The organism is Treponema endosymbiont of Eucomonympha sp. (genome assembly GCF_001028545.1).
In genome coordinates this window covers 1-450 of sequence record NZ_BBPW01000637.1, presented here as the reverse complement: position 1 = coordinate 450, position 450 = coordinate 1, and the positions used below count along the sequence as shown (strand labels likewise).

The following is a 450-nucleotide window of genomic DNA, read 5'->3' as shown; positions in this document are numbered from 1 at the left end:
GTATCACATCGCGACTTGAATCTGCCCGGTCTGTCCGGCTTTGAGTTGTTGCGAAAAATTAGACAGCATGACCAATCCGCCAAAACTATCATGTTCAGCATGAACTACGATCCAAGCTTCATACTTCGTTCCCTGGAACTTTGCGCCAATGGGTATCTTTCGAAGACCGATGATCCCCGTTATCTTATTGAAGCTGTGGTGACGGTCGGAAATGGCGGATCTTTCATTTCGCCAAAGCTCGCCAAGGATGTAACCTTCTCTGCTGCTTCCATCCGGGCGAATCCGCTCAATGTACTGGGTGGGCGAGACATCGAAATTTTGCGATTATTGGACCGTGGCAACAGCATCGCCGAAGTGGCCGATGCGCTCGCACTTTCTTACAAAAACATCGCAAACTCGACCCCCGCGCTGCGACAAACGCTGGGCGCAAAAACTCACTCCGACCTAATC

1 protein-coding gene is annotated in these 450 nt (G+C 50.9%); it reads left to right on the top strand.

Features of this window, described 5'->3' with window-relative positions; all coding sequences use genetic code 11:
• Positions 1 to 15: 15 nt before the first annotated feature.
• On the top strand, positions 16 to 450 hold a 435-nt coding region (locus tag AWU74_RS14360; protein WP_062328845.1), incomplete at its 3' end, for a response regulator transcription factor.